Genomic DNA, 14,551 nt, shown 5'->3' on the forward strand with positions numbered 1-14,551 from the left:
GTAATGACTCCCCGCTCAGCCCTCGGCGCCCTGCATATCGGCGCATTGATGTTCGGCCTTACCGGCGTGTTCGGCAAACTGGCGGCCGCCTCACCGTCCATCATCGTATTCGGGCGTGCCGCGTTTGCGGTGATTGCCCTGGCGGTGTTCGCGCGCTTTGCCAGCAATGCGCCGTGGAAACACCTGCAGATGCGCGACTGGCGCCGCCTGCTGGTCAGCGGCGTGCTGCTTGCCGCGCACTGGGTGACCTTCTTCATCGCCGTCAAGGTCGCCGGGGTGGCGGTGGCAACCCTGGGGTTCGCCGCCTTCCCGGCCTTTACGGTGATCCTTGAGGGGTTGATCTTCCGCGAGCGGATTCGCGCCAATGAAATGGTGCTGGTAGCGCTGGTCAGCATCGGCCTGGTGCTGGTGACCCCGGACTTCAACCTGGCCAGCGACGCCACGGGCGGCTTGCTCTGGGGCATCGCATCGGGGCTGCTGTTCGCCTTGTTGTCATTGAACAACCGCGCCAGCTCCGGACGCATTCCGGCGGTACAGGCCGCGCTGTGCCAGAACGTGGTGGTCGCGGTCTGCCTGCTGCCCGTGGCGGCACCGGGGCTGGCGGATGTGCGCGCACTGGACTGGCTGTGGATCGGCCTGCTCGGGGTGTTCTGTACCGGCCTGGCCCACAGCCTGTTCGTCGCCAGCCTGGCGGTGATCAAGGCGCGCACCGCCTCGGTGGTGTTTGCCATGGAACCGGTCTATGGCATCACCGTGGCCTGGCTGCTGTTTGCCGAAACGCCCACCCTGCGCATGCTGCTGGGTGGCGCATTGATCATCGTCGCCATCGTGCTTTCCGGCCTGATGGGCAGCGCGAGCCAGGCCAAACAGCCGGTGGCGACCTGACGTCACTGCGTGCGGTCGTTATGCCCCAGGTCGCGCTGCGGGTCGATCTGATCGCGCACACGCTGCTTGAGCACCTTGGCTTCCGGAAAACCGCCATCGGCCTTGCGCTCCCAGATCTGTACAGCGTCGCAGGTGATGCGAAACGCGCCGCCGGTCGACGGCTCCAGCGACACTCTGCCCAGATCCTCGGCAAACGTACTCAACAATTCCTGGGCCAGCCACGCGGCACGCAACAGCCACTGGCACTGGGTGCAATAGGTGATCACGATCTCGGGTTTGCTGGCGGACATAACGTGAAAGGCTCCTGGGTGACGGCTTGGGCGGATCGAGCGGCTATAATAGCGGCCTTTATCGCCCAGCCTCGAGATTCATGATGCGCCGCTTGTTGTCCTGCCTGTTCCTGTGCCTGCTTCCCCTGCTCGCCGACGCCGTTGAAAGCCCACGCCCGAAAATCGGCCTGGTGCTGTCCGGCGGCGCCGCCCGTGGCCTGGCGCATATCGGCGTGCTCAAGGCGCTGGAAGAACAAGGTATCCAGGTCGACGCGATTGCCGGCACCAGCATGGGCGCGGTGATTGGCGGGCTGTACGCCTCGGGCTACAAGATCGACGAGCTGGAAAAGCTCGCCCTCAGTATCGACTGGCAACAGGCCTTGTCCGACGCACCGCCGCGCGAAGACGTGCCGTTCAGGCGCAAGCAGGATGACCGCGATTTCCTGGTCAAGCAGAAACTCAGCTTCCGCGACGACGGCAGCCTCGGCCTGCCGCTGGGCGTGATCCAGGGCCAGAACCTGGCGCTGCTGCTGGAAAGCATGTTCGCCCACAGCAGCAACACGCGTAACTTCGACAAACTGCCGATTCCGTTCCGTGCCGTGGCCACCGACATCACCACCGGCGAAAAAGTCGTGTTCAGCAAGGGCCACCTGCCCCAGGTGATACGCGCCAGCATGTCGATCCCCGCGGTGTTCGCGCCGGTGGAGCTGGACGGGCGGCTGCTGGTCGACGGCGGCATGACCGACAACATTCCCCTGGACGTGGCACGGGACATGGGCGTGGACATCGCCATCGTGGTGGACATCGGCACACCGCTGCGCTCACGCAAGCAATTGGCGACCGTGGTCGATGTGCTCAACCAGTCCATCACCCTGATGACCCGGCGCAATTCCGAGGAACAACTCAAGGCCTTGCACCCCAGGGACGTCTTGATCCAACCGCCCCTGGCAGCCTACGGCGTGACGGACTTCGGACGCGCCAGGGACATGATCGACGCCGGCTACCGCGCCACCCGCGCCCTCGACCTGCGCCTGGCGCACCTGCGCCCCGCTGAGCCGGTCGACCCGCAACTGACCGCCGCCCGCACACCGGGCGAACGCACCCCGATCATTACCGCGATCGACGTGGAAAACGACTCCAAGGTCAGCGATGACGTGATCCGCTACTACATCCGCCAGACGTTGGGCGAACCGCTCAACCTTGGCCGCCTGCAATCGGACATGGGCACGCTGTACGGCCTGGACTATTTCGAGCAGGTGCAATACCGCGTGGTGAAAAAGGGCAAGGACAATACCCTGGTCATCAGCGCGCGCGGCAAACGCAGCGGCACCGACTACCTGCGCCTGGGGCTGAACCTGTCCGATGACATGCGCGGCGACAGCGCCTTCAACCTTGGCGCCAGCTACCGGGTGAACGGGATCAACCGCCTCGGCGCCGAATGGCTGACGCGGGTGCAGATCGGTGACCGCCAGGAGCTGTACAGCGAGTTCTATCAACCGATGGACACCGGCTCGCGCTACTTTATCGCGCCCTATATCAGGGCTCAGGCGCAGAACGTCGAGCTGACCCTGGACAACGATCCCATCTCTGAATACCGGCTGGAGCGCTACGGTTTCGGCCTGAACGTCGGACGGCAGATCGGCAACAGCGGCGAAATCCGCTTCGGCGTCGGAGAAGCCTGGGGCAAGGCGGACGTGCGCATTGGCGACCGCGACCTGCCGAGCATGAGCTTCAGCGAGGGTTTTTATGAGTTGAAATACTCGTTCGATTCTTTCGATAACGTGTACTTCCCGCACACCGGCGAAGACATCGGCCTCGCCTTCCGGGAGTTCGCGCCCGGGCTGGGTTCGGACCAGCGCTACCGCCAATGGGAGTTCAAGCTGGACAAAGCCATGAGCCACGGCCCCGACACCCTGATTCTCGGTGGTCGCTACGGACGCACCCTGGATGATTCGGACGTGGTGGTGTCCAGCTTCCTGCTGGGCGGCGCGCGACAATTGTCAGGCTTTCGCCAGGATGCGATCTCGGCCCAGAACATCAGCCTGATGCGCGCGGTGTACTACCGCCGCCTGACGCCGCGCTCATACCTGCCGCTGGATTTTCCGCTGTACCTCGGAGCCTCGCTGGAGCGGGGCCGGGCGTGGAACAATGACAATGAGTTCGACAGCGGCTACATCAACGCGGCGAGCATTTTCCTCGGCTTCGATACGCCGCTGGGGCCGTTGAATTTCAGCTATGGGTTCAATGATGATAACCAGAAGGCGGTGTACCTGAACCTGGGCCAGACTTTCTGACACAGCGCAGAATAAATGTGGGAGGGGGCTTGCCCCCGATAGCAGTGGATCAGCCAGCTTATATTTAGCTGACTCACCGCCATCGGGGGCAAGCCCCCTCCCACATTTCTTGATCTTCGGAACACTGGGGAATCAGGACTTTTCCAGATTCGCCAGGATATGCCCATGGACACGCATGCACACGCGCAGATCCTCTTCGTCCACCCCAACGAACAGTTCATGGCGCAACGCCGTGGCGATGGTCTCGATCTGGTCGATCAGCGGGCGCGCCGTGTCACACAGCAGGATACGTTTGGCGCGGCGATCTTCCACTACGGCCTGGCGTTGCACCAGGCCCTGGCCTTCCAGGCTGTCGAGCAGACGCGCCAGGGTCGGCCCTTCCACGCCGACACTTTGTGCCAATTCACGCTGGGTAGGTGCTTCGGTAAAACGGGCCAGGTGCAGCAGCACCAGCCATCGCGCCTGGGACAAGCCCAGCCCCGCCAGGCGGCGGTCCAGCTCGGCGCGCCAACCTCGGGACATTTGCGCCAACTGCATGCCAAAACGGTGTTGATCGGTTAACGGCATAAAAAACTCATGGTTTAGACTGAAAATAAAGTGTGGCTAATTATTAGTCAGCTAAGCATGAGCCATGCCAGGAGGCAAGGCCCGGTATGTACTGATTCGTTACATTGTCGTAATTGCCACACTAAATTTCGAATTCCGACTGCAAAGCGGCACGCACGCAGTACAAAACACCTTCGGGAACCCGCCCGGCAAACAGCGGCGCGATCTCCGCGACAGGTGGCAATTCGCCCTCCCCGTCGAGAAAGGCGTCCTGGATTTCGCCGAGCAAATCCTCCGGCAAATCAAGGGCCTGCTCCAGGGACAACTGCTGCTTGCCGATGGCTTCGGCCAGCAACGTGTACACATTTTTTTCCGAGCATTGCAGCTGGCCGGCGATCTGGATCGGGGTCATGCCGGCGCGGGCCAGGCTGATCAGTTCGTGGCGGATATCGGCGATTTCCTTCGGTGCTTCGGCCTGGCCGCCGAGCACCTCGAGGAAGGCCTGGCCATAACGCTCCAGCTTGCGTGCGCCCACGCCGCTGACCCTGGCCATTTCGGCCATGCTGGTGGGCTGCTCGCGAAGCATCTCGAGCAGGGTCGAGTCGGGGAAGATGACGTAGGGCGGCACGCTGTGTTCCTGCGCCAGTTTGCGCCGCAGGGTACGCAAGGCCTCCCACTGTTCGCGCTCCTCGCCACGCACCAGCTGGCTGGCCTGGCTGGTGCTGCTCTTGGCGGTGGTCTGCGGCTTGAGGTCGCGGCGCAGCTCCAGGCTGACCTCGCCCTTGAGCAAGGGCCGGCAGCTGTCGTTAAGGCGCAGGCCGCCGTAGCCTTCGATATCGATGTCGACCAGCCCGCGCGCGACCATCTGGCGAAACAGTGAACGCCACTCGCCTTCTGCACGGGCCTTGCCGACGCCATAGACCGAGAGTTTTTCATGGCCGAAGCTGCGGACCTTTTCGTTGTCCTTGCCCAGCAATACATCCACCAGGTGACCGACGCCATAGCGCTGGCCGGTGCGGTAGATCGTCGACAACGCCTGGCGCGCCGGCTCGGTAGCGTCCCAGGTCTGCACGCCGTCGATGCAGTTATCGCAGTGGCCGCAGGGTTGCGGCATGTCTTCATCGAAATACGCCAGCAGCGTCTGGCGGCGGCAGCGGGTCTCTTCACACAGCGAGAGCATGGCGTCGAGTTTGTGCTGCTCCAGACGCTTGTGGCGCTCATCGCCTTCGGAGTTCTGCAGCATCTGCTTGAGCATCACCACATCCTGCAGGCCGTAGACCATCCAGGCATCCGCCGGCAGGCCATCACGGCCGGCGCGGCCGGTTTCCTGGTAATAGGCCTCGAGGGATTTGGGCAGGTCCATGTGCGCCACGAAACGCACGTTGGATTTGTCGATCCCCATGCCGAAGGCGATGGTCGCCACCATGATCAGGCCTTCCTCGTTGAGGAAGCGCTTCTGGTGCGCCGAGCGTGTTTCATTGGGCAAGCCGGCGTGATAAGGCAGCGCCGGATAACCTTGCTCACAGAGGAACGCGGCGACTTCATCGACCTTCTTGCGTGACAGGCAATAGACGATACCCGCATCGCTGCGCCGCTCGGAGAGAAACGCGAGCAACTGCTTGCGTGGCTGCTCCTTGGGCACGATGCGGTAGAAAATATTCGGTCGGTCGAAGCTCGACAGGAAACGCTCGGCGCCCTGCAAATGCAGGCGCTCGACGATCTCTTCGCGGGTACGCTTGTCGGCGGTCGCGGTCAGGGCAATACGCGGCACGTCGGGGAACAGTTCCGCCAGTTGGCCAAGCTGCAGGTATTCGCGGCGGAAATCATGGCCCCACTGCGACACACAGTGGGCTTCGTCGATGGCGAACAGGGCAATTTCCAGGCTCTGCAGGAACGCCAGCATGCGCGGCTGCACCAGCCGCTCCGGCGCCAGGTAGAGCATCTTCACTTCGCCGCGCTTGATCCGCGCGGCCAGGTCGCGCTGCTGCTCGGCGCTGAGGGTGGAGTTCAAGGCAGCGGCGGCGACACCCAGTTCTTCCAGGGTGGCGACCTGATCGTCCATCAATGCGATGAGCGGTGACACCACCACGGCCAGGCCATTGCGCAACAGCGCCGGCACCTGGAAGCACAACGACTTGCCGCCGCCCGTAGGCATCAGGACCAGGGCATCGCCGCCACTGGCCACGCGCTCAATGATCGCACCCTGGCGGCCACGAAAACTGTCGTAGCCGAAGATGTCCTTGAGGACGCGTTGAGCCTGCTCGAGCATGTAAAACTCCAAAATGGTGCGCAAATCCCTCTGTACAGGCTGGCCGAAAAAACCCGTTTTCACGGAAAATAATCCGTAAGCGAAGTTTTCCCGGAGTGCCGCATGGCCTGCAGGGGCATCACAAAACGCGGCAGTATACTCGAGCGTTCACCGGCAAAGGGCGCGACTGACGAATAGACACCGCTGTCTAAAACCGGGCAAATATGCCGTGCGGCTGGCCTGGGCGCTCAAGAACGCCTAGAATTCCCGCATCGTTTATTCCCAAGGTAATTCTTCAATGTCCTTCGCTGAGCAACTAACCCGCCTGCAAGCCTTCCTCGACGCCGATGAGCTGCATGACGAGGCGCTGGACTATGTGGCCGCCCACGGCTACCTGACCGCGTTGTCTATCTGCTCCGAAGTCGTACCCGACCGTGAGTGGATCGACGCGCTGTTCGCCGAAGAACCTCATTACGCCGACGACGCCCAGCGCGAAGAAATCGAAGCCACTCTGCTGGCCCTCAAGGCCCACATCAGTCGCCAACTGGCTTCCGATGAAGAGTTCGAGCTGCCGTGCGAACTGGACCTGGGCGACGATCCGGACGACTCCGACCTGCGCGGCTGGTGCATCGGCTTCATGGAAGGCGTGTTCCTGCGCGAAGCCGCCTGGTTCGAAACCGCCGAGGAAGAAGTCAGCGAAATGCTGCTGCCGATCATGGTCGGTTCGGGGCTTTTTGAAGAAGAAGCTGAATTTTCCGATATCGCCGCCGACGCCAACCTGATGGACGACATGATCGTACAGATCCCGGAAGCCCTCACCGCGCTGTACCTGCTGTGCAACGCGCCTGACGAAAAACCGGCGATCCTCAAGCCACGTCACCACTGAGTCGCTTGCCCGTGGACCCCATGGGCAAGCGCTCGCCGCTCCTGCGTTACGCGCTGCTGGCCATCGGCTGGCTGAGCGTAGCGCTCGGGGCGATCGGCATTTTCCTACCGGTATTGCCGACGACCCCCTTTCTCCTGCTGGCCGCCGCCTGCTTCGCTCGAAGCTCCCCGCGTTTTTACCACTGGCTGGTCGAACACCCGCGCCTGGGCCCCTGGATTCGTGATTACCTGGACGGTAATGGCATCCCGCTCAAGGGCAAGGTCTACGCCATCGGCTTGATGTGGCTGAGCATCACCCTGTCCTGCTACCTGGTGCCGTTGCCGTGGGCACGCGGGTTCATGCTGACCAGCGCGGTGCTGGTGACGATTTACATCCTGCGCCAGAAAACCCTGCCCCCTCGCTAAGCCGCGACATCAAGTCGCGCTCAGACCTTGGTCGACACTGACTAACCCCAAGCATCATGCGAGACTGTCCGACCGGGCCCGCACTGCCCGGGTGTTCCTATGCTCGGAGTTACCATGACGCTGTCCAGCGGGCTGATCGCCGCCGTTGCCCTGGCCTATATGGCCATTATGTTCGCCATCGCCTTTTACGGTGACCGCCGCCACGCGCCGCTGCCGCCGCGTGTGCGTGCGTGGGTGTATAGCTTGTCGCTGGCGGTGTATTGCACCAGCTGGACGTTCTTCGGCGCCGTGGGCCAGGCGGCCGAACAGCTTTGGGCATTCCTGCCGATCTACCTGGGGCCGGTGCTGCTGCTGGTGCTGGCGCCCTGGGTGCTGCAGAAGATGATTCTGATCAGCAAGCAGGAAAACATCACGTCCATCGCCGACTTTATCGCCGCACGCTACGGCAAATCCCAGTCCCTGGCAGTGGTGGTCGCGTTGATCTGCCTGGTCGGCGTATTGCCTTATATCGCCCTGCAGCTCAAAGGCATCGTGCTCGGCGTGAACCTGTTGATCGGCTCCGGGCCCGACACCACGGGCACCCGAGCCCAGGACACCGCATTGGTGGTGTCGCTGGTGCTGGCGCTGTTCACCATCGTGTTCGGCACGCGCAACCTCGACGCTACCGAACACCACCGGGGCATGGTGCTGGCGATTGCCTTTGAAGCGCTGGTCAAGCTGTTCGCGTTTCTGGCGGTCGGCGTGTTTGTAACCTACGGGCTCTACGACGGTTTCGGCGATCTGTTCAGCCAGGCGATGCTCGCACCGCGCCTGGAGGAATACTGGAAGGAGACCATCAACTGGCCGTCGATGGTGGTGCAGACCGGCGTCGCGATGATGGCGATCATCTGCCTGCCCCGGCAATTTCATGTGACGGTGGTGGAGAATATCGACCCGCAGGACTTGCGCCTGGCCAAATGGGTGTTCCCGGCTTATTTGATCCTTGCCGCGCTGTTCGTGATCCCCATCGCCCTCGGCGGCAAGATGCTGTTGCCCGGTTCGGTGCTGCCGGATTCCTACGTGATCAGCCTGCCGATGGCCGAAGCCCACCCGGCCCTCGCCGTACTGGCCTTCATCGGCGGCGCCTCGGCGGCCACCGGCATGGTGATCGTGGCCAGCATTGCCTTGTCGACCATGGTCTCCAACGACATGCTGCTGCCCTGGCTGTTGCGCCGCTCCAGCGCCGAACGCCCCTTCGAAGTGTTCCGCCACTGGATGCTGTCGGTGCGCCGGGTCAGCATCGTGATCATCCTGCTGCTGGCCTATGTGAGCTACCGACTGCTGGGTTCCACCGCGAGCCTGGCCACCATCGGCCAGATCGCGTTTGCCGCCGTGACCCAGCTGGCACCGGCGATGCTCGGTGCGCTGTACTGGAAACAGGCCAACCGGCGCGGGGTATTTGCAGGCTTGGCGGCGGGGACGTTCCTGTGGTTCTACACCCTGGTCCTGCCGGTTACCGCGAAAAGCCTGGGCTGGTCGCTGAGCCTTTTCCCCGGCCTGACCTGGATGCACTCGCACCCGTTCGGCTTTTCCGTGACCTCACTGACCTTGGGCACCGTGTTCTCCCTGGCCGGTAATTTCACGCTGTTCGTATGGGTATCGATGCTGTCGCGCACTAGGGTCTCCGAGCATTGGCAGGCCGGCCGCTTTATCGGCCAGGAAATCAGCCAGCGCGCCAGCGCCCGCTCCATGTTGTCGGTACAGATCAGCGATCTGCTCAGCCTGTCGGCGCGCTTTGTCGGTGAAGAACGGGCCCAGCAGAGCTTTATCCGTTTTGCCTATCGCCAGGGCAAAGGCTTCAACCCCAACCAGAATGCCGACAACGACTGGATCGCCCACACCGAGCGCTTGCTGGCGGGCGTACTCGGTGCCTCCTCCACGCGCGCCGTGGTCAAAGCCGCCATTGAAGGGCGGGACATGCAACTGGAGGACGTGGTACGGATCGCCGACGAAGCGTCCGAGGTGCTGCAGTTCAACCGCGCCCTGCTGCAGGGTGCGATCGAAAACATCACCCAGGGCATCAGCGTGGTGGATCAGTCGCTCAAGCTGGTGGCCTGGAACCGGCGCTACCTGGAGCTGTTCAACTACCCCGACGGCTTGATCAGTGTCGGCCGGCCAATTGCCGACATCATCCGCTACAACGCCGAGCGCGGCCTGTGCGGCCCTGGCGAGGCGCAAGTGCACGTGGCGCGACGCCTGCACTGGATGCGCCAGGGCCGTGCGCACACGTCAGAGCGGCTGTTTCCCAACGGACGGGTGATCGAACTGATCGGCAACCCGATGCCCGGCGGCGGTTTTGTCATGAGTTTCACCGACATCACCGCGTTCCGCGAAGCCGAACAGGCGCTGACCGAGGCCAACGAAGGTCTGGAACAACGGGTGACCGAACGCACCCATGAACTGTCGCAGCTCAACCTCGCGTTGACCGAGGCCAAGGGCGTGGCCGAATCCGCCAGCCAGTCGAAGACCCGTTTCCTGGCGGCCGTCAGCCATGACTTGATGCAACCGTTGAACGCCGCACGCCTGTTCTCCGCCGCCCTGTCCCATCAGCATGAAGGCCTTTCCAGCGAGGCCCGGCAACTGGTGCAGCATTTGGACAGTTCGTTGCGCTCGGCCGAGGATTTGATCAGCGACTTGCTGGATATCTCGCGCCTGGAAAACGGCAAGATCAATCCACAACGCCAGCCGTTTGTCCTCAACGAGTTATTCGACACCCTGGGCGCCGAATTCAAGGCCTTGGCCCATGACCAGGGCTTGCGCTTCCGTTTGCGCGGCAGTCGCCTGCGGGTGGACAGCGACATCAAGTTGCTGCGGCGGATCCTGCAGAATTTCCTCACCAACGCCTTTCGTTATGCCGATGGGCCGGTGCTGCTGGGCGTACGTCGCCGCCAGGGCCAGTTGTGCCTGGAGGTCTGGGACCGTGGCCCTGGCATCCCGTTGGATAAACAGAAAGTGATTTTCGAAGAGTTCAAGCGCCTGGACAGTCACCAGACCCGCGCCGAAAAGGGCCTGGGCCTGGGCCTGGCGATTGCCGACGGCCTGTGCCGCGTGCTGGGCCATCGCCTGAGCGTAAGCTCGTGGCCGGGCAAGGGCAGCGTGTTCAGTGTGCGTGTGCCGCTGGCGCGTAACCAGACCGCCGCACCGGTCAAGGCCGCGCAGGAAAATGGCCTGCCACTCAGCGGCGCGCAAATACTGTGCGTGGATAACGAAGAAAGCATCCTGATCGGCATGCGCAGTTTGCTGACGCGCTGGGGTTGCGAGGTGTGGACCGCCACTGACCAGGCGCAATGCGCGGTCCTGCTGGCTGAAGGCATGCGCCCGCAACTCGCGTTGGTGGATTACCACCTGGACCACGGCGAGACCGGTACTGAATTGATGGGCTGGCTGCGCGCCCAATTGGCCGAGCCGATTCCCGGCGTGGTGATCAGTGCCGATGGCCGTGCGGAGATGGTGGCCAAAGTGCATGCGGCGGGGCTGGATTACCTGGCCAAGCCGGTGAAACCGGCGGCGTTGCGGGCGCTGTTGAGCCGGCATTTGCCCCTTTAATTCAAGTGTACTCCGTACAATGTGGGAGGGGGCTTGCCCCCGATAGCGGTGCATCAACCAATAGATCTGGCGACTGACACTCCGCAATCGGGGGCAAGCCCCCTCCCACATTTTGGCCTGTGTTTACTCAGGAAGATGCGCTACACCGTCAGCATCCGTCATCGCGCGCTCGAGCAAATCCGCCGGCAGGCTCTTGCTGGCTCGGGCGCCGAGCAATCTTAACTGCTCGGTACGGCTGACCAGATTCCCGCGTCCGTCCGTCAGCTTGTTGCGCGCTGCGCTGTAAGCCTTATCCAACTGTTGCAGGCGATTACCCACTTCGTCCAGATCCTGGATAAACAGCACGAACTTGTCATACAGCCAACCCGCGCGCTCGGCGATTTCCCGCGCGTTCTGGCTCTGACGCTCCTGCTTCCACAGGCTGTCGATCACCCGCAGGGTGGCCAGCAAGGTGGTAGGGCTGACAATCACGATATGGCGATCAAAGGCTTCCTGGAACAGGTTCGGCTCCGCTTGCAGCGCTGCGGAAAACGCCGCTTCGATCGGCACGAACAACAGCACGAAATCCAGGCTGTGCAGGCCTTCCAGGCGCTTGTAATCCTTGCCGGCCAAGCCCTTGACGTGATTGCGCAAGGACAGCACATGCTGCTTCAACGCCGCCTGGCCAATCACCTCGTCGTCCGCCGCCACGTACTGCTGGTAGGCGGTCAGGCTGACCTTGGAGTCCACCACCACCTGCTTGTCGCCCGGCAACATGATCAGCACGTCCGGCTGGAAGCGTTCGCCATCCGGGCCCTTGAGGCTGACCTGCGTCTGATACTCGCGACCTTTTTCCAGGCCCGCATGTTCCAGCACCCGCTCGAGGATCAGCTCGCCCCAGTTACCCTGGGTTTTCTGGCCTTTAAGGGCGCGGGTCAGGTTGGTGGCTTCGTCCGACAGGCGCAGGTTCAGTTGCTGCAGGCGCTCAAGCTCCTTGGCCAGGGAAAAGCGTTCGCGGGCCTCGTTCTGGTAGCTTTCTTCAACGCGCTTCTCGAAGGACTGGATGCGCTCCTTGAGCGGGTCCAGTAACTGCCCGAGACGCTCCTGGCTGGTTTCGGCAAAGCGTTGTTCGCGCTCGTCGAAAATCTTCCCGGCGAGTTCGGCGAACTGCGCGCGCAGTTCATCCCGGGAACCTTGCAGGTCGGCGAGACGTTGTTGATGGCTGTCCTGCTGTTCCCGCAACTCGGCGCGCAGGGCTGCAGCCAAGGCGTCAAGGCGGCGCAGTTCGGTTTCCTTGGCGCTGCGGTCAATATTCCACGCGTGGGCCGCGTCGCGGGCGTTATCGCGGTCGATCTGCAACAACTCGACTTCGCGGCGTACCGCAGCCAGGTCGGCCTGCTTGGCGGCGTTGGCCTGGCTCAGATCGCTGATCTCGTCACGGCTGGCGTCCAACTGCGCAGCAAGCCCTTCCTGGGCCAGTTGCGCGGTGGCCAGGCGCTCTTCCAGCAATTCCCAGCCGGTGGTGCGCGCGGTCAGCCGCCGTTGAATCTGCCAGCACCACGCCAATAAAGGCAGCGCTGCGCCTGCAAGGCCAAGGGCGACACTGGTCCAGTCGAACACCATAGTCATTTCTGCCTTCACCCAAAAACAGCAAGGTTAACCAAGCAAGGCACGGGAGGACAGCTCAGTCTTCGACCTGGCCCAATTCGCGCTGGGCGCGGCGATCACCGGCACGAGCCGCCGAACGCAGCAGGTCCTGGCCGATACGCCGGTCGCGGGCATTTCCGCATTCACGGCACATCAGCTGGCCCAGGCGGCTCTGCGCGGCCACCACGCCTTCGCGGGCAGGCTGCTTGAGCAGGCGGCCAGCCAAGTGCTTGATGTTGGTACTCTGCCCCAGGCGCGGGCTGTCGAGCAGCCACAAGGCAACTTTCAAAGAGAAGCGCTTGGGCGCGGTAACAGTTTGAGGAGTGTCGGTAACAGAAGGTGATACTGAGCGAAACTTCATAAAGCACTGTGGGACAGAACGGAAGGCGCGCCACTCTACTCTTTTTTTCGTACAGGTAAAGCTGAAAAAACGCTGCACGCCCGTTCTAGAGCAAGCGCTTGGGACAATCCACAGAAGCTGTGGATAACTCAGTGGACAACCCCGCTTTAACCCGCGCAAAGGCCCATGGAGCGGGGGCTGCAGTCAAACTGACGATTTTTTCACCAATAAAAAAAAGCCAGATTTTTCATTGACTTAAATTTTGATTGCAGGCAAATGAGCGGGCTCCGGGGCTGCTGCCCATGAGGTTACACAGGCTGCGACGAATGTGCACAACTCACCAGCCAATGGTTATATCGCCAGCTTTTTGGATCCGACAGACTGGGAAAATGTTACTGCCGGCAAGCCTGGGGACTTTTCAAAGCTGTCGCGGCTCGCCACACTCCCCCCCCCGAAAACGCAACCGTGCAGGGCCGATGAAAGGAATTCTGTTATTCGCCGCGTTGCTGCTGGCCATTTGCGCGACGGCCCTGGGCATCAACGCGCTATTACCGTCCCCGGACGGCGCGCTGTTTGCCATCGCTATCCTGGTATCCGCCGCTCTGACCGCGTCAAGTCTGTGCATCGAACTGGGAGAAGGCGGGATCGACGACATGCGTGATGTCGTGCGAGTTATCGAGACCGGCAAGTCCGTAAGGCTGACACTCGCCGCCTACGGGCTTGGTTGTACGTTGGCCGCGTCGATCACCGTGCTGGTCTATCGCGGGCTGCTGGGGGGCTGATCGGGATTTTTTACGGGACCCCTTCCCTTCCTTGTTTCGATCCGTTACTATCCGCAGCGTTAGTACCAAGCTGAAAGTCAATTCTGGTCGAACATATCCCCTGAACCACATGGGATCGACCACCTCGATGGTTTCCAGATATCACTTGCGACGACACGGCCTTTGAACAAGCAAAGGGTGTCGCGAAGTCTCCATACTCTGACCGAACCAACCTGCAAATTGATCAGGATCTTCACCCCGGGCCCAGAACCTTTGCCCCTGTTGTGTTGCCTGCCCTCCTAAGTACCTACCTGCCAGCCCAAGCGCGCCTAATTCAATAGCGCTTCAAACTGGCTGCTTTGTTCCAGTCGGGTTCTTCGTTTGATCAATGGTGATCAACGTCACTGGAACGTTTTAATACGGCACGGTTCTTATCTGTGTCATTTGTAGGAACACCCATAATATGAACGCTCAAATCCATACTCAGGATGCCATCCGCACCCTCACCAACGCTTTTGCCCCAATGAACTGCCTGATCATGGCTGCTCGCAAAGGCTGCTTCAGCTTCACCCTGGTCAACGAACACGGCATCGCGCGTCACAGCGAACGCCTGTACCCCGATCAATACTCCAGCGCAGAACCGCTGCAGGCCGTGATCGAGCGTACCCGTCAGGCATTGACTGCCTGATCGACCCGAGTCGCTGAAA

Annotated in this window: 12 protein-coding genes; 7 read left to right on the top strand and 5 right to left on the bottom strand. The window is 62.0% G+C overall.

Translation table 11 applies throughout. From position 1 onward, the window contains the following. The first annotated feature begins 3 nt into the window (after positions 1–3). Complete coding sequence (locus PspCFBP13528_RS12615) at positions 4–885, top strand: DMT family transporter (protein ID WP_065893777.1); 882 nt, start codon at positions 4–6, stop codon at positions 883–885. Between the two features lie 2 nt (positions 886–887). Here PspCFBP13528_RS12615 and PspCFBP13528_RS12620 read toward each other — a convergent pair whose 3' ends face one another. Beyond that, positions 888–1,175 (bottom strand): SelT/SelW/SelH family protein, encoded by a 288-nt coding sequence (locus tag PspCFBP13528_RS12620; RefSeq protein WP_065893778.1) that lies wholly within the window; start codon positions 1,173–1,175, stop codon positions 888–890. An 83-nt stretch (positions 1,176–1,258) separates the two neighbouring features. Between PspCFBP13528_RS12620 and PspCFBP13528_RS12625 the strand changes: the two genes are divergently transcribed. After that, entirely contained in the window at positions 1,259–3,448 is a 2,190-nt protein-coding gene (locus tag PspCFBP13528_RS12625; protein WP_137200331.1) for a patatin-like phospholipase family protein, read from the top strand. A gap of 132 nt (positions 3,449–3,580) precedes the next feature. Here the strand turns inward: PspCFBP13528_RS12625 and PspCFBP13528_RS12630 are convergent, their stop codons facing one another. Further along, positions 3,581–4,015 carry a MarR family transcriptional regulator gene (locus tag PspCFBP13528_RS12630; protein ID WP_065884521.1) on the bottom strand — a complete coding sequence of 145 codons (435 nt, stop codon included), beginning with the start codon at positions 4,013–4,015 and terminating at the stop codon, positions 3,581–3,583. A gap of 121 nt (positions 4,016–4,136) precedes the next feature. Further along, positions 4,137–6,263: a DNA helicase RecQ gene (gene recQ, locus PspCFBP13528_RS12635; RefSeq protein WP_065949700.1), complete on the bottom strand. Its 2,127-nt coding sequence runs from the start codon at positions 6,261–6,263 to the stop codon at positions 4,137–4,139. A gap of 277 nt (positions 6,264–6,540) precedes the next feature. Here recQ and PspCFBP13528_RS12640 point away from each other — a divergent pair, with 277 nt between their 5' ends. The 3 genes from PspCFBP13528_RS12640 to PspCFBP13528_RS12650 all read left to right on the top strand — a co-directional run bounded on the left by PspCFBP13528_RS12640 (position 6,541) and on the right by PspCFBP13528_RS12650 (position 11,117). Beyond that, positions 6,541–7,128: a YecA family protein gene (locus PspCFBP13528_RS12640; RefSeq protein ID WP_057721316.1), complete on the top strand. Its 588-nt coding sequence runs from the start codon at positions 6,541–6,543 to the stop codon at positions 7,126–7,128. Positions 7,129–7,148: 20 nt separating this feature from the next. Continuing rightward, entirely contained in the window at positions 7,149–7,532 is a 384-nt protein-coding gene (locus PspCFBP13528_RS12645; protein ID WP_065949701.1) for a YbaN family protein, read from the top strand. Between the two features lie 114 nt (positions 7,533–7,646). Next, positions 7,647–11,117, top strand: a complete 3,471-nt coding sequence (locus tag PspCFBP13528_RS12650) for a PAS domain-containing hybrid sensor histidine kinase/response regulator (protein ID WP_065949702.1) — start codon at positions 7,647–7,649, stop codon at positions 11,115–11,117. Between the two features lie 123 nt (positions 11,118–11,240). Here PspCFBP13528_RS12650 and rmuC read toward each other — a convergent pair whose 3' ends face one another. Together rmuC and PspCFBP13528_RS12660 are read right to left on the bottom strand one after the other, a co-directional pair. Further along, positions 11,241–12,605, bottom strand: coding sequence for a DNA recombination protein RmuC (rmuC, locus tag PspCFBP13528_RS12655; protein WP_178084430.1), 1,365 nt, complete (start codon positions 12,603–12,605; stop codon positions 11,241–11,243). 175 nt (positions 12,606–12,780) lie between these two features. After that, complete coding sequence (locus PspCFBP13528_RS12660; protein WP_065884517.1) at positions 12,781–13,104, bottom strand: hypothetical protein; 324 nt, start codon at positions 13,102–13,104, stop codon at positions 12,781–12,783. Positions 13,105–13,559: 455 nt separating this feature from the next. Here PspCFBP13528_RS12660 and PspCFBP13528_RS12665 point away from each other — a divergent pair, with 455 nt between their 5' ends. Next, entirely contained in the window at positions 13,560–13,865 is a 306-nt protein-coding gene (locus PspCFBP13528_RS12665) for a hypothetical protein (RefSeq protein ID WP_065949704.1), read from the top strand. A gap of 442 nt (positions 13,866–14,307) precedes the next feature. Next, positions 14,308–14,532 (top strand): hypothetical protein, encoded by a 225-nt coding sequence (locus PspCFBP13528_RS12675; protein ID WP_005790139.1) that lies wholly within the window; start codon positions 14,308–14,310, stop codon positions 14,530–14,532. The last annotated feature ends 19 nt before the right edge of the window (positions 14,533–14,551 follow it).

It is taken from the genome of Pseudomonas sp. CFBP13528 (assembly GCF_005233615.1).
Lineage (GTDB): Bacteria > Pseudomonadota > Gammaproteobacteria > Pseudomonadales > Pseudomonadaceae > Aquipseudomonas > Aquipseudomonas fluorescens_AM.